We start from the raw sequence: 19,935 nt of genomic DNA on the forward strand, positions 1-19,935 counted from the left end.
GAAATCACTCAGAGAGAACGAATTTCGAACAGCAAAGATCAACAGGCTGAGTGTTCAAACGGTGGCCTGATATCCGTTCAGAAGGGTCTGCCAGTCTTTCTCCTGCCAGTAAAACTGTGGGTTCCTCTGTTGCTCCTTGTGCAGCGAGCGGTTCAGACGGTCCAGGGTTTGCTGTTTCCAGCGCACTCCGGCTCTGACGTAACAACGGTCAAAATCAATGATCCAAACCTGTTGATGCGCGTCCAGCATGATATTGCGTATATTCAGGTCGTGATGATACACCTGCGCTTTATGCAGGCGGGCCACCGTAACGCCGACCTGATACCACTGTTGTTCAGTCAGTGCCTTTTGGCACAGTATATGATGCAGATCTGCGCTGTTCGGAATCAGGGCCGTGATGAGGTCTGCGCGGTAAATCAGCCCGCTTCTGAAAATGTGAGCGGCGATGGGCCTGGGCACCGGTAAACCAAGGGAATTCATGTGCTGAAGCAACTGAAATTCCTGAAATGCCCGGGTACGCCTTGTGCCCAGAAACAGATATTGATCACTGAGTAGCTTGCCAATCAATCCGCCGCGGCAGAAGTGACGTAATACCCAAACAGAATTAGAGTGCCGGATAAACAGTGTTGTCCCACGGCCTTTGGCCTGACCTGTGATCGCCTTACGGCGTTTCCAGAACTCTGCTGAAAACAGCTCAGGTTGAGGATTTTCAACCAGTTGATCGTCAAAAACGATGAAGTGGCCTTTAGCCGGATTCCGGAGTTTGGTCGCCATGCAAACCGCTACTTGTGGTAAATTCTACATTGTAATGAAATAAAGAAGGTTTTTAAGCGTCTGTGAGTAATCCTTTGAAAAAAATATGTCTGATGCGGCTGTCGGCAATTGGTGACGTTTGCCATGCGGCGGCTATGGTAAATCGTATTCAGCAACATTGGCCGGATACGGAACTGACCTGGGTTATCGGCAAAATTGAGTATCAGCTGGTGAAACTGATGCCGGGTATTCGTTTTGTTATTTTCGATAAGTCGCGGGGTAAGCTGGCCGTTGACGATTTGCGCAGGGAACTTGCGGGTGAGGAATTTGATGCTTTACTGATGATGCAGGTTGCCCTGCGGGCTAACTGGGCTTCGCGGGCCATTAAAGCCCGTCGCCGAATTGGTTTTGACTGGGCTCGAAGTAAGGAGTTGCACTGGCTGTTCGCCAATGAGCGTGTGGCACCGCGAGCGCATGCGCATGTGCTCGAAGGGTTTATGGATTTCGCCGATGCACTTGGGGTGCCTTCTGTCGCAGAGCCTCGCTGGTCGATTCCGCTGGAGCCTGAAGCGGAGTCCTGGGCAGAGGCTAAGGCAAAACAGTTGGGTGAGTTTGTTGTTATCAGCCCTGCTGCCAGTAAGCAAGAGCGGAATTGGTTGCCGGAACGATACGCAAGTATAGCTAACCATCTGGCAGATAAAGGGAAAAAGGTTGTACTCTGCGGCGGCCCGGGGCCACTGGACCGAGAGACAGCGAAAGCTATTCTGTCTCATAATCCAGCCATAGCCGAAAATTTTGTGGGCAAAACTACGCTGCATCAATTATTGGGGCTGATTGCTAAAGCCGATTTGGTGATTGCACCGGATACCGGGCCCGCTCACATGGCTACAACAGTAGGCACACCGGTTATCGGTTTGTATGCCCACTCCAACCCACGTCGCACAGGTCCTTACCGGGATTTGAAACGGGTGGTTTCGGTGTACGATGAGTGCATCGAAGCACAATTCGGCAAGCCATGGCAGTCGTTACCCTGGGGAGTGCGAGCCAAAGGCAAGACGTTGATGGAGCAAATTTCAACCGAGCAAGTAATGCAACAGGTGGATGAACTGCTTACTGGTAATGACAACCGCTAAACACTCGTTAAACCAAGCAATATTTCGTTCTGTTTTCTACACTAAGCATTTAGATGGGATAGATCCTTTCGTGCCAACCAGGGAGAGTACTCTTTGACCACGGCAGCCGCCTGCAGGGCACAGCAGTACCCGGTCCTCAAAGTAACAAGACATTGTCTGTTTGCTTTGGCATGCCTGTTTTTTGTCAATGCCAGTCATGCAGATGGTGAGCCTTTGGCAATCATTGCGAATCATTCTGTAACTACATTGCAGTTGTCGCGCAGTGAAGTCAGGCAGATTTTTACCGCCAACAAACAGTACTGGCCTGATGGCAGCAAAATCACGGTGTTTGTGATGGATCCCCGAACCTCAATTCATAAAAACTTTTGTCAACAAAAGTTGCAGATGTTTCCCTACCAACTCGAACGATTGTGGAATCAGGTGACGTTCTCCGGCCAGGGCAGTCCTCCGGTCAAGGTGTCAACGCACGCCGAACTGATCCAGGCAGTAAAATCGACTCCGGGGGCGATAGGATACGCAATAGCGGGAGAGTCTGGCGACGTGCAAACCATTAGGGTGAACAATTCATGAAGTGGTTAATGGTAACCAGCCTGGCAACCATGATTGGTTTTGGCAATAACGTACACGCGGAGTCGGTGAGCTGGCATGGGTATCTCTCCCAAGGGCTGACCCAGTCCATCGACAGTGACTTCATAACCGATGCCAACTCGGTTACTGCGGAATTGACCGAGCTGGGGCTGGTTGGCCGCTACCAGTTCAACTCCGATTTGGCGCTGGTCGGGCAGGTCGTCTATCTGGATGGCGGCAATCGCTATGATCAGGGGGGGCGTCTGGATTACCTGTTTCTGGACTGGCGGCTACCGGAATACAATCAGTGGCAGGCTCACTTGCATGTTGGCCGTTATAAAAACCGGCACTGGCTCTATTCCGCCACCCGCGATGTACCGCAAACCCGGGCAACCGCTGTGTTGCCCCAATCTGTTTATTACGACGCCTTTCGCGACATCGCGCTTGGCAGCGATGGTGCACTGATTCAGGTAACCCGCAATACCAACCATGGAAACTGGGAATTCAATTGGAGCTACGGACGTTCCCCCATTGATACCGAAACCACACGTCTTTTGATTGGTCCTTTGGCCAAGGGCGAAGTGGAACAGGATTTTGTGCATCAGTTAAGCGGTTATTGGCAAACGCCTTCGCTTAACTGGCGTGTCGGTGTCAGCTTTCTGGATTCAGACTTTGTTTACCGTGCGTCAGAGGACGATATCCTGCTGGATGGCAGCACCAGCATTCAGAGAGTCATGTTTTCCGCTATGTATTTTGGTTCCTCTGTGGAGCTGAGTAGTGAGCTGGTCAAGGAATATCAGCACGACCGTGGTGCCTATCACCCCGAGTACCAGTTCAGGCGAATTGGAGAGGGCGGCTATATTCAGGGGCGCTACCTGTTCAATTCGGAATTCAGCGCTTTGGCAAGCTTCGATACCTACGTGTTCAACAAGGACGATCCGGATGGTGAATTGCTGGAAGCGGGGTCCGGTGGCCTGATTCCGGCCTATTTTGGCTACATGGATACCACTACCCTGGGGTTGCGCTGGGACATTGCGCCAAACTGGCGATTGCAGGCTGAACATCATTGGGTAAATGGTGCCAACCGTACCAAAGGGATACTCAACCCTGAGGCACAGGTGACGACGCGGGAAAACTGGAGGATGTGGGCCCTGCAACTGATGTTCTGGTTCTAGCCCATGCAGGTAAAAATGTCTTTCACCACCAAGGTGATGCTGATCCTGCTGGTAATGATGCTGTCGGTGACTATCGCCATTGCATCGTTACTGATTTCCCAGTCGACCGAAAACCTTGAGCGGCAACATTTAAATTCGCAAATCCAGAACCAACGCCGTTACGAGTTACTTGATGAACTGCTTATCTACCCACTGGTACTGTGGGTGGAAAGTTTTTCGCAGTTCGTTGATACCAATGATATGGAAGGGGCTACAGACAGGCTGCATGATGCCTGGGAATATCTGAATATCAACCTGCAGGTTGATGATTTGTGGCTGTTCAGCCCTTCCGGGCAGGTGCTTTATGGTGAACGAAGTGAATTGCCGGCATTTGCACTTCGGCAGGTGAAACGTTCGCAGGAGGAACTGCGCCCGTTGTCCAGGGTGTATTGTGAACTGGTGTGCCGCCGGTATGTATCGGTACCTGTCATGGGGGCAGATCAACAAACATCCGTTATGGTGCTTTCCAGCAACATGCAGGAAGTACTGGCCCAGAGCAAGCAGCTCACAGGAGCAGTTAATCTTGCCATTGTCCGGCGCATTCCCGATATGCGCAGTGGCACCCCAACACTGCAGGTAATCAGCCGCTTACGTCCGGAATACCAGGTATTTTTCACTACTTTGCTCAATCACCTGCCGAAGCTTGATAGCCTGGATACCCTCATTCAGAAGGGCGTCACGCTGGAATTGAACGAACGCCAGTTGTTGGTGAGCCTGCTGCCGCTGGAAGATGCCTACAGTAACGGTCAGTTTATTCTCTATGCCCAGGACATTACTGAGTCTGTGGCCGCAAACCGGGCCTACCGGCGGCAGGTTGTCGGCAGCGCAATCGGACTGTTCGCACTGTTCTCGGTACTCATGTACCTGTTTTTGAATCAGTACCGCCGCAAGCTATTGGCGCTAAGTGAGCACTTACCATTGCTTGCAATGCACCGATATCAGGATTTCCTGATTCAAAACCAACAAATTCAAAAGTGGCAGCGCAGCTGGTTTACTGACGAACTGGATGTGCTGGACGAGGCTGCCAACAGTGTGGCCAAACAGCTCGAAGAATTTGACAGCCAGATTGCCCTCAATACGGCTCAGCTTGAGAAAATGGCGATGTTTGATTCGCTAACCGGGCTGCCCAATCGCAATATGCTGACGTTTCAGATTGAAAAGCAGGTGGCAGGTTCATCCCGAACGCCGAGCATGGTTGCGCTCATGTTCCTTGATCTGGACGACTTCAAAAAAGTTAACGACAGCTACGGTCATGACGTGGGTGATAAGTTGCTTAAGGCTGCGGCGAAACGCATCGCCGGCCCCATTCGTGAAACCGACATTGCCGCCCGCTTTGGCGGCGACGAATTTGTGGTGCTGTTGTCGGATGTCAGTGAACGGGAGCAGGTGGAAGTGGTGGCCAGAAAGCTGCTGCAGGAATTTGCTTCCCCCATTCAGATTGGCGATATGCAGTTTTACATATCGGTAAGTATTGGCATTGCGCTCACCCAGCACGCGGAAGCGTCAGCGGTGGAGCTGTTGCGGCACGCCGATATTGCCATGTATGAAGCAAAGGCTCAGCAGGGCGCAGCATTCCGAATTTTTGATGCCACCATGAATCTTAAAGTAATGCGTAAAGTTGAACTGGAAAGTGAAGCCCGCGTTGCCTTACGCGAAAACCAGTTCAGCCTGGCGCTGCAGCCACAACTTGAACTCAGAACCCGCCGGCTGATGGGGTTCGAAGCGCTTATACGCTGGCATCATCCTGTCAAAGGCCATATTTCTCCGGGAGAGTTCATTCCCCTGCTGGAAAACACGTCATTCATGCTGGAACTGGATTATTGGGTGATCACCCACGCCACCCGTTTGCTGCGCGAGCTTTCCGCAAATGGCCATCCGTATTTGAAAATGGCGATCAACCTGTCATCGGCTCAATTCATGGACCCGTCGTTGCCGGAGTTTCTGGCCAAGCAAATTGAATTAAACGGTATTCAGCCGAGTCAAATAGAGCTGGAATTGACCGAGAATGTGCTGGTGGCAGACATGAAACGCGCCAAAGCCATTATGAAAACCATCCGGGAGATGGGCTGTTTGCTGGCGATAGACGATTTCGGTACCGGCTATTCCTCGCTCAGTTATCTGAAAGCGTTGCCCGCCGATTTTATCAAAATTGATCAGTCGTTTGTCGCTGGCATGCTTGAAAATCCAGATGACCGCAGCATTGTCTATTCCACCCTGACCATGATTCGTAACATGGGCCTGATGGCGATTGCGGAGGGCATTGAAAACGCCGCGCAATACGAATTGTTGTGCCATTTTGATTGCCATCAGGGGCAGGGGTACCTGATCAGCATGCCGGTTCCGGAGGCAGATATATGGGACTGTCTGAACGAATGTGTGAAAGATCAGGTCTGGTGTAAACCACTGCCAATATTCAAACCGGAAGAAAGCTAGAGAGGGTGCGAAATCTGCTTTGCACCTGCGCACTTCAGGCCTCACTGAGTGACGATAGAATTATTCGTACCCTCCCTGGACTGTTGTTAATAATTTACAGCCCGGGTGGGTGCAGGCCACTGAATTGGCAGTTGAACGGTGTACCCGGTGACGGGGTTTCTTTAAAATACGCGCCTTTTTAGGCGAACGGAGAACACCATGTCTGAAGCATTCATTGCTCATTTGCGCCAACAGATTGATGAAGTGAAGCAAGAAGGGCTGTACAAGCAGGAGCGGGTAATTACCTCCCAGCAGCAGGCCGACATCCAGGTTGGCGAAGGGGAGCCGGTCATTAACTTTTGCGCCAACAATTATCTTGGGCTGGCGAATCATCCTGAATTACTGAATGCGGCCAAAGAGGGGCTGGAAAGCCATGGCTTTGGAATGGCCTCCGTGCGCTTTATCTGCGGAACCCAGGATATTCACAAAGCGCTGGAGCACAAGATAGCCGATTTTCTGGGCACGGAAGATACCATCCTTTATCCATCCTGTTTTGATGCCAACGGCGGTTTGTTCGAGACTCTGCTGGGCCCGGAAGATGCCATCATTTCCGATGCGCTGAATCATGCCAGCATTATCGACGGTGTGCGTTTGTGCAAAGCAAAACGATACCGTTACGCCAACAACGACATGGCAGCCCTAGAAGCGCAGTTAAAGCAGGCGAATGAAGACGGGGCGCGATTTAAAGTTATTGCTACCGACGGCGTGTTCTCAATGGACGGCGTAATCGCCAACCTGGCGGCAGTGTGCGATCTCGCTGACAAGTACGACGCCCTGGTAATGGTGGACGACTGTCACGCTACCGGGTTCCTGGGTGAGAACGGCCGTGGCAGCCACGAATATTGCGGTGTTATGGGCCGGGTAGACATCATCACAGGCACGCTGGGCAAAGCGCTTGGCGGCGCGTCAGGCGGTTACACCAGTGGAAAAAAAGAGATTGTAGAATGGTTGCGCCAGCGCTCCCGTCCGTATTTGTTCTCTAACTCGGTTGCGCCACCCATTGTCTCGGCGTCGCTGAAAGTGTTTGACATGATGAAAGACGGCCACAAACTGCGTGACCAGTTATGGCGAAATGCTGCGCATTTTCGCCAGCGTATGGAAGCCGCAGGTTTTACTCTGGCGGGCAAAGATCACCCCATCATTCCCGTGATGCTGGGCGACGCGAAACTGGCCAGTGACATGGCCGACAGGTTGCTTGCCAAGGGCATCTATGTGATTGGTTTCTCCTATCCGGTTGTGCCTAAAGGGCAGGCTCGCATTCGCACTCAGATGTCCGCTGGGCATACACTGGAGCATGTAAATAAAGCGGTGGATGCCTTTATTGAGGTCGGCCGCGAGTTGGGGGTGATTGCATGAAATCCCTCGCCAAACTGCACGCCAAGCCCGGCATCTGGATGCACGACAGCCCGGAACCGGAAGTTGGCCATAACGACCTGCTGATAAAGATCCGCAAAACCGCCATCTGCGGTACCGACATGCACATCTACAACTGGGACGAGTGGTCGCAGCAAACCATTCCTGTACCCATGGTGGTCGGCCATGAATACGTGGGCGAAGTGGTGGGCATGGGCCAGGAAGTGCGCGGCTTTGAGATTGGCGATCGGGTTTCAGGAGAAGGCCACATTACCTGCGGACATTGCCGCAACTGCCGGGCAGGCCGGCGCCATCTGTGTCGCAATACTACCGGCGTGGGCGTAAACCGCCCTGGTGCGTTTGCTGAATATCTGGTGATCCCGGCGTTCAATGCTTTTAAAATTCCGGATAACATCAGTGATGATCTGGCGTCCATATTCGACCCGTTCGGAAACGCCGTACACACTGCGCTGTCGTTTGATTTGGTGGGTGAAGACGTGCTGATTACCGGTGCCGGGCCAATCGGCATTATGGCCGCAGCAGTGGCCAAACACGTGGGCGCCCGTCATGTGGTGATCACTGATATCAACCCGTATCGCCTGGCACTGGCGGAAAGAATGGGCGCGACCCGGGCGGTGGATGTCAGTAAAACCTCACTGAAGGAAGTGATGAATGAATTGGGCATGACCGAAGGCTTTGACGTAGGTCTGGAAATGTCCGGTGTGCCGGCAGCGTTTCGTGATATGCTGAATAACATCAACAATGGCGGTAAAGTGGCGATGTTGGGTATTCCACCTTCGAACGTGGCGATTGACTGGAACCAGGTTATCTTCAAGGGGCTGACCATCAAAGGCATTTACGGCCGTGAAATGTTTGAAACCTGGTACAAAATGGCCAGCCTCATTCAAAGCGGACTGGACTTGAGCCCTATCATCACACACCGTTTCAGCATCGATGATTTCCAGCAGGGCTTCGACACCATGGGCTCTGGTGAGTCAGGTAAAGTAATTTTGGATTGGCAGGCATAATGGCAGAATTTACTCATATCAGTGTGAGCGACGTAGCGAAAAGACAGGACGAACTGGTGGTGGTGGACATTCGTGATCCACAGTCCTACGCCAGTGCCCATATGCCTGACGCAACAAACCTCAATAACGACAATTTTGCTGCGTTTCTTGAACGTACTCCACGCACACAGCCGGTGGTGGTGGTGTGCTATCACGGTGTCAGCAGTCAACAGGCTGCTCAGGTCATCGCTCAGCAGGGTTTCGAGCAAGTCTATAGTATGGATGGTGGTTTTGAAGCCTGGCGTCTTGCCCAGCCGGTGGTGAGCGACTAGGTGCCTATCCCGCTGATTGCCCTGCGCTACGAGCCTCATGCGCATTTGCTGGCGCATTACCTCAATAGCCAGGGTATCAGTGCCAGTTTGCGTTCGTCTGAGCCTTCGACTGAGTCTTCGTCTGGGTCTTCGACTGAGTCTTCTCAAGAGTTCGTAATTGAGCTTGAAAGAGAGTCGGATATAGAGCGCGCTCGCCTAATCTGTAGCGATTTTATCCGCTTTCCCAACAACCCCAAATACCAGCAGGCCGCCTGGCAAAGCGGTGAGAGCGTGGCAATCAAAACGCCGTCCGGCTTTCGCTTTTCCGGCTTACTAAAATGGTGTTTCAGTGTGCCGTTTACCGCGGCCATCCTGTTGATATGCACATTGATTTTCGTGTTTTCGATACTGGGCTGGTTCGGCCCACTCGCCAATGCGCTTATGATGCAGCCTTTCGCGGTATTGCTCGAAACCCAGCAGTGGTGGCGCTTAATTGGGCCTGCATTTTTGCATTTCAGTGCCTTGCACTTTGTGTTCAATCTGCTGTGGTGGAGCATGCTGGGCGGGCAAATTGAACGCAAGCTGGGTGTAATGATGCTGCTGGTGGTTTTTTTGGTTTCAGCAGTGGCCTCCAACCTGGCCCAGGCGCTGGTGTCGGGGCCAAACTTCGGTGGGCTCTCTGGGGTGGTTTACGCGTTGCTGGGTTTTGTGTGGTGGCTGGGCTGGTTAAAACCCGCCTGGGGTTTGCAATTGCCCAAAGCCATTGTGGGTTTTATGTTGATTTGGCTGGTGCTGGGCTATGCCGATATTCTATGGGTCAGCATGGCCAACACGGCGCATACGGTGGGCCTGATTGCCGGCTGCTTGCTGGCGCTGATGTTGAGTCTCGGCGCCGATCGCAGCCATAAAGCGGGTTAGCCCTGATACAGGTACTTGGTGAATATGACGTCTTTGATAACCTCAGTGCCGGTTTCCTGAATCATCAGCACCTGAAAACTTTCCAGCATGGCACGGCGAATGTCTTCCCGGCCAGTTAACGATTTGACCTTGTCTTCGGGCTGACGTCCAAACACCTCGATTGCCGTTGCTCGCAGTAACGGCATATGGTGCTCGGCAATTTCGAGGTATTCCACATCATGGATCATCAGCTCAATGGTTACCCGTACATACCCCAGGTTACGACTGGATGGGCCAATGAAATTGGTGACAATGTCCGGCTCCAGGCCAAGGTAGGCGTAATCAGCTCCGCTCTGGGCCTGTAATGGTGAAACGAGCGCGCTGGCAAATAAACTCAGGAACGCGAGTGCACGGGGGCGAACAATACTGGTCAGGTAAGACAAAGCAACAATCCTGGCAACTTACAACTAGCGCTAGTTTAGCAAAGGTAAAAAATTAGTCACTACAGCGTTTATGACATTGGTATGCGAATTCAGGGGTAAGGTTTCCCAATTGAGGCAGGTCTTTGCTTTCCGCAGGCGAATGGTAAGATACGCGTCGAGTTTTGAATTTAACCGTGGAGTAGCGATTGGTTGTGCCTGAAGAGTTTCCGGTGGGGTTGGATGCCGATTGGCAGGCACCTGGCAGTGTGAAAATTGATTGCCCCTATCTGAAGAACTGGTTACTGGATACTGGCTCGCTTACTGAGCGATTGCAGTCGCTTTGCCGTCATTTTGAATTGAAGTTGATTGGTCAGAAGAAGCAGCCACTGCACACCAGTGAAGCGAACTGGCTCAATTCGTCAGTGCCTGGCGAATATCAGGTGCGGGAGGTGGTATTAATGGGTGACGGTGCGCCCTGGGTATTTGCCCGCTCGGTGATCCCGGAGGCATTAATTCAAAGTGAACTTGGCGGGTTGGGCTGTCAGCCGCTTGGTCAACGGCTGTTTAACGACCCGCGATTTCGCCGCGGTGGCTTTGAAGTGTGTCGCATTCCTGCACAACAGTGGCTGAACACCCAGCAACCCGAAACACTGTGGGGCCGGCGTTCGCGATTTTATTTCGATAATCTGAGCATGATTGTTGCCGAAGTGTTTCTGCCTGCTGCGCCAGTTTACAATCAGGAGTGATGTGTTGGAAATTCGCCTGTCTTTAAACAACCTGCAGGGCTACGCCCGGTTGATGCGGCTTGATAAACCCGTCGGTATCTACCTGTTGCTGTGGCCAACCCTGTGGGCGCTGATTCTGGCGGCCGGTGGATTACCGGGCGCACATATTACAGCAGTGTTTGTTGCTGGTGTTGTGCTGATGCGTTCTGCCGGGTGCATCATCAACGATTACGCTGATCGTAAGGTGGACGGTGCGGTTGAGCGCACCCGCAACAGGCCTCTGGTCACAGGGCAGGTAACCGAAGCTGAAGCCCTGCAGTTGTTTGCATTGCTCGTACTGCTGGCCTTTATGCTGGTACTGACCCTGAACTGGCAAACTATCGCCCTCTCAGTGCCTGCGCTGTTACTGGCTGCGAGTTACCCGTTTATGAAACGCTATACCTATTTGCCCCAGGTCGTATTAGGGGCTGCGTTTGGTTGGGCCATACCCATGGCATTTGCGGCGGTTCTTGGTTATGTTCCAATGTGGGGCTGGCTGGTTTTTTTTGCGAATCTTGCCTGGACGGTGGCGTATGACAGCCTTTACGCCATGGTAGACAGGGATGACGACTTAAAAGTGGGCATAAAGTCCAGTGCCATTTTGTTCGGGCGCCAGGACTTACTCATCATCGGCCTGCTGCAACTCACCACCCTGGTTTTGTTGCTTGCCGTTGCCCGGATAATCGGAGCAGGGTGGCCGGTTTACCTGGCTTTGGGGATCTGCGCCGGGTTATTCGTTCATCAGCAGTTTCGTGCGCGCAACCGGAGCCGAAATCAATGCTTTCAGGCGTTTCTTGAAAACCATTATATTGGGCTGGTGATGACGCTGGGACTACTGCTCGATACCCTGGTTTAATGGCCGGTTAGGATTTTGGTTTGCCTGTTTCCAGTTGCGCTTCGAGCTCAGCCATCCGGCTTTCAAGGGCTTCGAGTTTTTCACGTGTGCGAATCAGAACCTGGCTTTGAATATCAAACTCTTCACGGGTAACCACATCCAGGCGGGATAATTGCGCCTGCAGTATTTGCTTTACTTTGGATTCCGCGCCTTCTGCCATATTGCGCACACCGGGGGGGACTGCGTCAGCTATCTGTTTGGCCAGCTCTTCGAGTTTTTTCGGATCAAGCATTGGTTTTCCTTTATAATGCGCCATCGTCAGTAGAACTATCTATTCTATAGCCTGGCGGTGGACTTGCAATGAAAACTGCTGAACAGAGCGGCATCTAACTTTCCTGAATTTTAATGAGACTGAACGACGCACAACAATCTGCGGTGACCTTTGTTTCCGGGCCATGTCTGGTATTGGCGGGGGCCGGCAGCGGAAAAACTCGGGTGATCACCAACAAAATCGCTTATCTGGTGCGCGAATGCGACGTGCCAGCGCGTTACATTGCGGCGGTTACATTCACCAACAAAGCTGCCCGTGAAATGAAAGAGCGGGTTGCCCAGACACTGGGTAAGCCCGAAGCCCGCGGTCTGAAGGTCTCTACATTCCACACGCTGGGCCTCAATATCATTAAGGCCCATGTAAAGGAACTGGGCCTGAAACCGGGTTTCTCGTTGTTCGACGATAAAGACTCGCTGGCGTTGCTGAACGATCTCACCACTGACACCCTCGACGGTGACAAAGATCAGCTCAGCCTGCTGCAAAGTTGCATCTCCAACTGGAAAAACGACCTGCTTTTGCCCGATGCCCTTTTGCGTCAGGCTTCCAGCACGGGAGAGAAGGAATTTGCCGAAGCCTACCGCCAGTATCAGAACCATCTTAAAGCATACAATGCACTGGATTTTGATGATCTGATATTGTTGCCAACGCTGTTGCTGAAAACGAATGAGGATGTGCGCGCTAAATGGCAGCGCAAAATCCGTTACCTGCTGGTGGACGAATATCAGGATACCAATACCAGCCAGTATGAGCTGGTAAAGCTGCTGGTGGGTGAGCGTGCGCGGTTTACCGTGGTGGGTGACGACGATCAGTCAATCTATTCCTGGCGTGGGGCCAAGCCGCAAAATCTACACCTGCTGCAGCAGGATTTTCCGCGCCTGAACGTGATCAAGCTACAACAAAACTACCGATCGTCGGGGCGAATTTTGCATTGTGCGAATATCCTGATCCAGAACAATCCCCACTTGTTTGATAAAACCCTGTTTTCAGAACTGGCCTACGGTGAGCCGCTGAAAGTTGTGGTTGCCAAAAATGAAGAACACGAAGCCGAGCGGGTGGTGGCAGAACTGCTGGCGCACAAGTTTATGAACCGCACCCAGTTTAAGGACTATGCCATTCTCTATCGCGGCAATCACCAAAGCCGTCTGTTCGAAAAGCTGCTGATGAGCAACCGTATTCCCTACAAAATCAGTGGCGGAATGTCGTTTTTTGGCCGCGCAGAAGTGAAAGACATCATGGCGTACCTGCGGCTGATGGTAAATCAGGACGACGACAATGCGTTGCTGCGGATCATCAATACACCCAACCGCGGCATTGGCCGTGCAACGCTGGAAAAGTTGGGTAACTTCGCCAATGTGCTTGGTGTGTCAATGTTTGAAGCGGCTACCCACAATGGCCTTTCCAGTGTGTTGAGCGGCAATGCGTATCAGGCCGTTTCCGGGTTTGCGCGCTGGGCAGTGGAAACGTCCGACAGTGCCCAGCGTGGCGATTCCACCGAAGCCTTACGGGGCATGATCAAGTCTATGAGGTACGAGGAATGGCTGTATGAGCACAGCCCCAGCCCAAAAGCGGCCGAGATGGCCATGGCCAACGTCAGTACTCTGTTTGGCTGGGTAAAAGACATGCTCGAAGGCAATGAGCTGGACGCCCCAATGACATTGCAGGAAGTGGTTAACCGCCTGATCCTCAGAGATATGATGGAGCGGGGGGAGGAAGACGGTGACGCTGACCAGGTGCAACTGATGACGCTACACGCGTCAAAAGGGCTGGAATTCCCGATTGTGTTTCTGGTGGGAATGGAAGAAGGCTTGCTGCCGCATCAAAGCAGCATTGACGAGGACAACGTTGAGGAAGAACGTCGTCTTGCCTATGTAGGGATCACCCGCGCACAACGGGAGCTGATTTTCTCACTGGCCAAAGAGCGTCGCCAGTTTGGTGAGGTAATTCAGCCTGAGCCGAGCCGTTTTCTTTACGAATTGCCTACGGATGACGTGGTTTGGGAAAATAAAAAAGTCAAAGACAGCGCTGAAGTCCGCCAGCAGAAGGGCCAGGCCAGCATCGCCAATCTTAGGGAAATGCTGGGCAAAAAGTAGTATTCAGGAAGTTACTCTATTACTCGGCGAACGCCCGCACTGACACAGGGCGTGCCTCATGCAGAATTTTTCCTTGCGCGTAAATGCACTCAATTTCATTCAGGGCCTTCAGTTGGGCCTTTGAATCTACCCCTTCGGCAATGACTTTAAATTTCAGATGGTCGGAAATCAGCATCACCGACTGGATAAGTTTCTGGTTACGTTGGGAACGCGGCAGAGAGCGCACAAACCTGTGATCAATTTTAATGTAATCAAACGGGTAGGCGAATAAATAGCTCAGTGATGCGAGGCCACTACCAAAGTTATCCAGCACCAGGGTTAAGCCAGCCCGTTTCAGCTTTTTGATAGCCGGCAAAATGTAGTGGGAACGGCGATTGAGGTCGTTCTCGTCAAATTCAAACACCAGCGACTGAGCGGATACCCCAGAGCGCTCGATGACACGGATAATCTTGTTCACCAGTGAAGGCTGCAACAGGTGGTTAATCGACACGTTTACCGCCAGACGCTGTGGGGCATCCGGGTCATCCTGCGACGCGAGCAAAAGTTCGCAGGCTTTTTTGAGCTGAAACATGTCCAGCTCCAGTGTCAGGCCACTCTGGTCGGCAACCTGCCGGAATTGCCCGCGTGTGACTTTGCCCAGTGAAGGGTGTTCCCAGCGCACGTACATTTCCTGATACAGCGCCTCTTCATTGCGCAAGTCGACAACGGGTTGCAGGAAGCATTCAAATTCTTCTTCCCGCAATGCCCGGCGAAACTCGTTTTCCAGTTCCAACTCTTCAAGCAGACGCTCGCGCATGCTTTTGTCGAACATCACATAGCGCCCGCGGCCGTGGGTTTTGGCCTGATACATTGCTGCATCGGCATCGCGCAGTATTTCATCAGCACTGCGATAGTAGTTTTCCAGATGGGCAATACCGATACTGGCTCCGGAATACATCTCTTTGCCTTCCAGTTTGAAAGGCTCTGATATGGCATCAATGATACGTGAGGCAACCTCTTCCACGTCACCGGTTTCTTCAAAGTTGTCCAGCAGCACCACGAATTCGTCGCCGCCCAAACGCGCCAGCAAATCGTGACCGCGAATGCACAGCGACAAGCGCCGGGAGACTTCAATCAAAAACTCATCCCCGGCATGGTGGCCCAAAGTATCGTTGATCACTTTAAAGCGGTCGAGGTCGATAAAGAGCACCGCGAACAGGTTTTCCGGGTGGCGCTGTTTACTAGCAATGGCCAGTTCCAGGCGGCTGGTGAACATCGCCCGGTTGGGCAGGTCGGTCAGTGCATCATGGTGAGCATCGTGAAGCAGCTTAAGTTCAATTTCCTTACGCTCTTCAATTTGTTGCTTTAATACCTGGTTGGCCTTGTCCAACTCCATTGTGCGTTCGTTAACGCGTTCTTCAAGTTGCAGGTTGTAACGGTGAATCGCTTCGGTACTGCGTTTGCGCTCCATGGCAACCGCAATGTGGTGTGAAACAAAGCGCAACAGTTCCAGGTCTCTGCTATTGTATTTGGCGTGCTGACCGTAGGTTTGCACTGCAATAACACCTGAAATCTCGCCATCAACCACCAAGGGTGAACCCAGCCAGGAGTTGGCGCTTTGCAGCATGTTCTGGGCCACGCTCACATCCAGTTCACCGGATTCGGCCAGTTCTAATACCCTTGGCGGGTTGATCAGTTCCGCCTGACCTGTACGCAGTACAAACTCTGTTAGGCCCCGCCCAAGGGGTCTGCGTTCGGCTTTTGCGCTCTGAGTATCGTTAAAGTAAGGGAATTCCAGGTATTCGCGGCTTTCATCCAGGGTGGCAATAAAACAGTTGGGGGCGCTTATCAGCCTGGCCAGAATCTCGTGCAGGCTGGCGTAGAATGCGTTCATATCGCCTTCAACGTTGGCCGCCAGTTCAGAGATTTCAAACAGAGCCTGCTGCAGAGACTCTACTTTTTGGCGTTCGAGAATTTCTTCCTGCAAGTCGTCGTTGATCTTGCGCAATTGGCGGGTACGTTCACGAATGGTTCGTTCGGTCAGTTCGCGGCTTTTTACCCGGTCTGCCGTGGTAACAATGTGCTGCGACACGAACAGCAGTACTTCAAGGTCTTCTTCGGTGTAAACCACATCACGGGCGTAGGTTTGTACCACCATGGCGCCAATAACCTGGGTTCCCCGCTTGAGCGGTACGCCCAAAAGGTGCTCGGGTGTTGAGCCAATCATTTTTACGCCGGTTTGTTCACAAAACTCATCCACATTGGATTTGGTGAATACCAGATGCTTGCCGCTACGAAGAATGTAACCGGTGATCCCGTCCATAAGTTGCTCAGCGGGAACCTGTTTTAAGGTTTTTTCGTCAAACTCATCAATAAAGTAGGCGAAATCTATGAAGTTGGTATCACGTTCGTAGAATGCAACAAAAAAATTATCGGCGTTCATAAAGTCGCCAATAATTTCGTGAATTGCGGAATACAGCCGTGCGAGGTTACTGACGGAACTGGCCAGTTCTGAAATGTCGAAAAGCGCTTTCTGAACGCGCTCTGCTCGTTTGTATTTGTCTGTAAGTTGTTGAAGCTGAGGAATTAATTCCCGTAACTCTTCTTCTGACAACTCGTACTGCATCGACTCTGACGACATCCTGGTGGCTAGCTTGCAAACGTACCGTTACTACTAAGTAACCTAACCTACCCGATTTGTCGTAGAAACGCTACTTTTTGCTGCAAGTAAAAAGTAGCGCTAAATTCGCTTAAATACCTTCGATCATGTACTCAATGGCGGCTTTTATCTCGTCATCGCTACAATTGCCACAGGTACCACGGGGAGGCATGGCGTTGAAACCATTCAGGGCATTTTGCCACAGCCCGTCCAGGCTGCGAGCGTCCAGTCTTGGTTGCCAGTCGGCAGCAGCGTGTAATTTCGGCGCACCCAGTACACCCGCACCATGACAGGCAACACATGCTGCGTTGTACACAACTTCACCAGAACGGGCTCCGCCATTACCTGATGCCGCCTGGGCCTCAGCACCGGCAATATTAACCGAGCCAACAGGCTTGATACGTTCTTTGATGGCTTCTTCAGTCATTTCCTGTGCTTGAACGGTAAATACCGTCAGCGCGACAGCCATAACACTTAACCAAGATCTCAATTTCACATCTGTCTCCAGGCAATTTAATTAGTTGCGGGTATATTCAATGGCCAGATTATAACGGTTAATCAAGCCCGAACAACAGTTTGCGCTTAAATACCCGCAAAAATGCTGCGGTCAATCCGGCATTTATACCAATAACTTTGATCAATCTGTACAAACACGTTGAAACCACCCGCCAGCATCAGTATTATTACGCCCGCTTGAGCCTAGTGGGGCCTTCCTGACTCTACTGCTCAATACGCACCCGTAGCTCAGCTGGATAGAGCGTTGCCCTCCGGAGGTAACGGACATCCGGAAAACGGAAAAAGCGGGCAACGGACATTGTGCGAAAAATACGACGCAACGTCGTGTATTATAAAAATTGAAGTAAAAAGTTTATCCGCCCCTAGCTCAGCTGGATAGAGCGCAGCCCTCCGGAGGCTGAGGTCAGAGGTTCGAATCCTCTGGGGCGGGCCATTTCTCTCTTTCTTGTCCTTTGCTTTTCTTAGTCACAATCGATAAAAGCAGAGTCTGTGACCAAACTGAAGACACAATAATATTGGGCGAGCAGAATCTTTAATTAAGTTTATCCGGCTTTGAGTATTTCCCGTTTCGTAAAACTTTGCGCTCTGGTACTTCAGCATGAATACTACGTTGCTCAAACCCATCAACAGTACCATTATTGGCTTGACACTAGCCCCTTACTTCGCTTCTTAATTTTTTGCGGGAGGTATACTTTGCGCCTGAAATATGTCTTCATGAGTTATAGGCAAGTGTATGTCCGATTGATAATCCATTACCACGGGCTACAGCCGTCTTCTGGTAAGTTTGGGGATAATGAAAGCACTAACCTATTGAATTGAACTCATGTGATATTTGTAACCGATTTACATTATCAACGATCCATACAATAAAAATGTGACCACTTAACCAGTAATATGATCGGTTTTGTCCTATATTTTTCCGCTGTCTTCATGCTATAACTCCATTCAATTGATAATGTTGTGCGCCCAGATGGCGGTGACGTAGTAAAAGTTAACCATGGAGCGGTTGGATTTATCTTTAGCCGCTATTTAGGGTCAAAAATGCGGTTAAAAGAAGCCTTAAGTGTCCTTTCAAAATCATCTCCCTTTGCAGTATCGACGGAAAGAGACGGAGATACCCACTCACAGCTAGAAGAAATAAAAAGCTATCTCTACATAGAAATGCCTATAGAGAAGCATGTTGATGAAGTAATCTCATCCTTCGGTGCTAATGATAAAAAAATTCTATTTCTATGTGGAAGTAGTGGTGATGGAAAGTCTGAGTTACTGACAAAGGCCAAGGAAAAATACAGTCAAAGAGTCAATTTTCATTTGGATGCAACGCATAGCTTTGATCCACATGGAACAGCAATTCAAACCTTAGATAATGAATTTCTGAAGTTTGAACAGGGAAATAAACCTCTCGTTGTTGGCATAAACACAGGCATGCTGGGTAACTATGCTGAGGAAGGCCAAAACGAGACCATTAGAGCTTCCTTCGCTCGTTATCTTCAAAATCGCAATTTCGAAACCCAAAACATCAAGTTCATCAACTTTGAGGATTATCCAAAGTTTGCAATTCGTGAGAATGGCTATGACTCTGATTTTGCGCAAAAGCTATTACAGCGGCTAACTCAAAAAAACGACAATATCATCAGGCAGTTAGTGGAGAAGGAAAGACAGCTCGGTGACTATGACTCGCAAAGGGTGCTTACAAACTTTGAGATGCTGAGCATACCTTCAGTCCAGCGAGTGATTATAGATCTGCTATTCAAAGCGCGATTAATGCGGGACCAATTCCTAACTGCGCGTGCATTGCTTGACTTTATCCATGAGCTATTGCTCGCCGATGGGTACTTATTTGACAACTTGTTTGCTGGTGGAGGAAATGAGCTAGCAAATAAAATTCAAGATTTTGATCCCGCGAACCTGCGTACGAAAGAAATCGATCGCTTTATCTTAGCCTTTGATCTGAATTTATCTAACGAGGAATTTGAGGAGTTCAAAGAGGCAATAAAACTGTTTGGGATTGAGGGTCTTACGAGCGGCGCCCAATACCTGCGCTTGTTCTACATCCTTAAATATGATGACTTTGCTAACAACTATCATAAGAAATATCAGGAAGACTTTAACGCTTCGTTAATCGATCAATACATTTCTGTGTACCAGCTGCATAAAGGCTATACGGGTAGTCCAGAACAAAAATCAGAGCTTAAAGTGTTTTATCGAGATACCTTGATTGCTGCGATTAGAGCATACATCAATCGTAATGCACCTAAATTAGGTAAAAAGTATTACCTGCTTTCTGACTTTGGCGAATACCAAGTGGCAGCACCGGCCGACCTATCAATGGATTCCGACGCTATTAGGCAAAACACGATGAGAAGTAGTGCCTTTTTTAACGCTCGGCTGAAGTTAAAAAGCAAGCAATTCATCCTCCCAATCAATATCAATTTGTTGTCTTTACTCTTGAGTATCAACAACGGCTATAGGCCAAACAAACATGATAAAAATTCTGTAATCCTGCTGGATGAGCTGGCAAATGAAATAATACAAGAGGCTAAATCTGCTTGTGAGTTAGTGATAACTGGTGAAGGTAGAAGATATCAGCTAGAGCTCAATGATGAAGAAATAATGGTAAGTGAGGTGTAAG

The 19,935-nt window shown here is 50.7% G+C and carries 17 protein-coding genes and 1 tRNA gene; 13 read left to right on the forward strand and 5 right to left on the reverse strand.

Going from position 1 to position 19,935, the window contains the following annotated elements; translation table 11 throughout:
- Window positions 1–54: 54 nt before the first annotated feature.
- Window positions 55–774, reverse strand: a complete 720-nt coding sequence (locus DXV75_RS16480) for a 3-deoxy-D-manno-octulosonic acid kinase (RefSeq protein ID WP_115594526.1) — start codon at window positions 772–774, stop codon at window positions 55–57.
- Between the two features lie 92 nt (window positions 775–866).
- Between DXV75_RS16480 and DXV75_RS16485 the strand changes: the two genes are divergently transcribed.
- From DXV75_RS16485 to glpG, 8 genes are all read left to right on the forward strand, one after another.
- A complete protein-coding gene (locus DXV75_RS16485; protein ID WP_115594527.1) occupies window positions 867–1,886 on the forward strand; it encodes a glycosyltransferase family 9 protein in 1,020 nt (339 codons plus the stop codon).
- A gap of 93 nt (window positions 1,887–1,979) precedes the next feature.
- A complete protein-coding gene (locus DXV75_RS16490; protein WP_115594528.1) occupies window positions 1,980–2,456 on the forward strand; it encodes a type 2 periplasmic-binding domain-containing protein in 477 nt (158 codons plus the stop codon).
- Window positions 2,453–3,628, forward strand: coding sequence for a hypothetical protein (locus DXV75_RS16495; protein ID WP_115594529.1), 1,176 nt, complete (start codon window positions 2,453–2,455; stop codon window positions 3,626–3,628). Before DXV75_RS16490 ends, DXV75_RS16495 begins: the two co-directional genes overlap by 4 nt.
- Window positions 3,629–3,643: 15 nt before the next feature.
- On the forward strand, window positions 3,644–6,100 hold the full coding sequence (locus DXV75_RS16500) for a putative bifunctional diguanylate cyclase/phosphodiesterase (protein WP_245953277.1): 2,457 nt from the start codon (window positions 3,644–3,646) through the stop codon (window positions 6,098–6,100).
- A 198-nt stretch (window positions 6,101–6,298) separates the two neighbouring features.
- Complete coding sequence (gene kbl / locus DXV75_RS16505) at window positions 6,299–7,495, forward strand: glycine C-acetyltransferase (protein WP_115594531.1); 1,197 nt, start codon at window positions 6,299–6,301, stop codon at window positions 7,493–7,495.
- Window positions 7,492–8,520, forward strand: a complete 1,029-nt coding sequence (gene tdh / locus DXV75_RS16510) for an L-threonine 3-dehydrogenase (protein ID WP_115594532.1) — start codon at window positions 7,492–7,494, stop codon at window positions 8,518–8,520. The genes kbl and tdh overlap by 4 nt, the downstream gene beginning before the upstream one ends.
- A complete protein-coding gene (gene glpE, locus DXV75_RS16515) occupies window positions 8,520–8,831 on the forward strand; it encodes a thiosulfate sulfurtransferase GlpE (RefSeq protein WP_115594533.1) in 312 nt (103 codons plus the stop codon). The genes tdh and glpE overlap by 1 nt, the downstream gene beginning before the upstream one ends.
- The gene (gene glpG / locus DXV75_RS16520) at window positions 8,832–9,728 is read left to right on the forward strand and encodes a rhomboid family intramembrane serine protease GlpG (protein WP_115594534.1); all 897 of its coding nucleotides are present in this window, start codon (window positions 8,832–8,834) and stop codon (window positions 9,726–9,728) included.
- Here glpG and DXV75_RS16525 read toward each other — a convergent pair.
- A complete protein-coding gene (locus tag DXV75_RS16525; protein WP_425451721.1) occupies window positions 9,725–10,141 on the reverse strand; it encodes a flagellar basal body-associated protein FliL in 417 nt (138 codons plus the stop codon). The two genes, glpG and DXV75_RS16525, sit on opposite strands and share 4 nt — an antisense overlap.
- A gap of 200 nt (window positions 10,142–10,341) precedes the next feature.
- Here DXV75_RS16525 and DXV75_RS16530 point away from each other — a divergent pair, with 200 nt between their 5' ends.
- Complete coding sequence (locus tag DXV75_RS16530; protein ID WP_245953278.1) at window positions 10,342–10,875, forward strand: chorismate--pyruvate lyase family protein; 534 nt, start codon at window positions 10,342–10,344, stop codon at window positions 10,873–10,875.
- Window positions 10,876–10,879: 4 nt separating this feature from the next.
- Complete coding sequence (gene ubiA, locus DXV75_RS16535; protein ID WP_115594548.1) at window positions 10,880–11,749, forward strand: 4-hydroxybenzoate octaprenyltransferase; 870 nt, start codon at window positions 10,880–10,882, stop codon at window positions 11,747–11,749.
- A 7-nt stretch (window positions 11,750–11,756) separates the two neighbouring features.
- Here the strand turns inward: ubiA and ubiK are convergent, their stop codons facing one another.
- Window positions 11,757–12,020 (reverse strand): ubiquinone biosynthesis accessory factor UbiK, encoded by a 264-nt coding sequence (ubiK, locus tag DXV75_RS16540; RefSeq protein ID WP_115594536.1) that lies wholly within the window; start codon window positions 12,018–12,020, stop codon window positions 11,757–11,759.
- A gap of 113 nt (window positions 12,021–12,133) precedes the next feature.
- Between ubiK and rep the strand changes: the two genes are divergently transcribed.
- Window positions 12,134–14,149, forward strand: a complete 2,016-nt coding sequence (gene rep / locus DXV75_RS16545; protein WP_115594537.1) for a DNA helicase Rep — start codon at window positions 12,134–12,136, stop codon at window positions 14,147–14,149.
- A 19-nt stretch (window positions 14,150–14,168) separates the two neighbouring features.
- Here the strand turns inward: rep and DXV75_RS16550 are convergent, their stop codons facing one another.
- Both DXV75_RS16550 and DXV75_RS16555 read right to left on the reverse strand, forming a co-directional pair.
- Entirely contained in the window at window positions 14,169–16,769 is a 2,601-nt protein-coding gene (locus tag DXV75_RS16550; RefSeq protein ID WP_115594538.1) for a bifunctional diguanylate cyclase/phosphodiesterase, read from the reverse strand.
- 109 nt (window positions 16,770–16,878) lie between these two features.
- Window positions 16,879–17,283: a c-type cytochrome gene (locus DXV75_RS16555; protein ID WP_115594539.1), complete on the reverse strand. Its 405-nt coding sequence runs from the start codon at window positions 17,281–17,283 to the stop codon at window positions 16,879–16,881.
- Between the two features lie 376 nt (window positions 17,284–17,659).
- Between DXV75_RS16555 and DXV75_RS16560 the strand changes: the two genes are divergently transcribed.
- Together DXV75_RS16560 and dptF are read left to right on the forward strand one after the other, a co-directional pair.
- Window positions 17,660–17,736: transfer RNA gene (locus DXV75_RS16560), tRNA-Arg, on the forward strand.
- Window positions 17,737–18,263: 527 nt separating this feature from the next.
- Window positions 18,264–19,934: a DNA phosphorothioation-dependent restriction protein DptF gene (gene dptF, locus DXV75_RS16565; protein ID WP_245953279.1), complete on the forward strand. Its 1,671-nt coding sequence runs from the start codon at window positions 18,264–18,266 to the stop codon at window positions 19,932–19,934.
- The last annotated feature ends 1 nt before the right edge of the window (window position 19,935 follow it).

It is taken from the genome of Alteromonas aestuariivivens, assembly GCF_003367475.1.
GTDB classification, from domain to species: Bacteria; Pseudomonadota; Gammaproteobacteria; order Enterobacterales; family Alteromonadaceae; genus Alteromonas; species Alteromonas aestuariivivens.

Coding starts and splice junctions, on each gene's coding strand:
- DXV75_RS16480 (WP_115594526.1), bottom strand. CDS start 774: ATGGCGACCAAACTCCGGAATCCGGCTAAAGGCCACTTCATCGTTTTT.
- DXV75_RS16485 (WP_115594527.1), top strand. CDS start 867: ATGCGGCTGTCGGCAATTGGTGACGTTTGCCATGCGGCGGCTATGGTA.
- DXV75_RS16495 (WP_115594529.1), top strand. CDS start 2,453: ATGAAGTGGTTAATGGTAACCAGCCTGGCAACCATGATTGGTTTTGGC.
- DXV75_RS16500 (WP_245953277.1), top strand. CDS start 3,644: ATGTCTTTCACCACCAAGGTGATGCTGATCCTGCTGGTAATGATGCTG.
- kbl (WP_115594531.1), top strand. CDS start 6,299: ATGTCTGAAGCATTCATTGCTCATTTGCGCCAACAGATTGATGAAGTG.
- tdh (WP_115594532.1), top strand. CDS start 7,492: ATGAAATCCCTCGCCAAACTGCACGCCAAGCCCGGCATCTGGATGCAC.
- glpE (WP_115594533.1), top strand. CDS start 8,520: ATGGCAGAATTTACTCATATCAGTGTGAGCGACGTAGCGAAAAGACAG.
- ubiK (WP_115594536.1), bottom strand. CDS start 12,020: ATGCTTGATCCGAAAAAACTCGAAGAGCTGGCCAAACAGATAGCTGAC.
- rep (WP_115594537.1), top strand. CDS start 12,134: ATGAGACTGAACGACGCACAACAATCTGCGGTGACCTTTGTTTCCGGG.
- DXV75_RS16550 (WP_115594538.1), bottom strand. CDS start 16,769: ATGTCGTCAGAGTCGATGCAGTACGAGTTGTCAGAAGAAGAGTTACGG.